Annotated in this window: 1 rRNA gene; it reads right to left on the bottom strand. The window is 55.5% G+C overall.

Going from position 1 to position 256, the window contains the following annotated elements:
• Positions 1-105, bottom strand: a 16S ribosomal RNA gene (locus tag ACQCVD_RS15530); the annotation flags it as partial.
• Positions 106-256 lie beyond the last annotated feature (151 nt).

A 256-nucleotide genomic window follows, 5' to 3' on the forward strand; every position in this document is an offset into this window, starting at 1 on the left:
CCCGTTCGCCACTCGAGTACCCGCAAGCGGGCCTTTCCGTTCGACTTGCATGTGTTAAGCACGCCGCCAGCGTTCGTCCTGAGCCAGGATCAAACTCTCCACAAAAGAACCACCCCACAACAAGGGGATGGCCCATCAGGCGTGAAAAGCCCGACAACCTGACAAACAAACCACACAACCACATCACTGCGGCCATGCTGGCATTATCCATCAAAAAATTACTGATCAACCACCAGACCCCACCCGACGGGGTGAA

Source organism: Corynebacterium halotolerans (genome assembly GCF_050107895.1).
Classification (GTDB): domain Bacteria; phylum Actinomycetota; class Actinomycetes; order Mycobacteriales; family Mycobacteriaceae; genus Corynebacterium; species Corynebacterium halotolerans_B.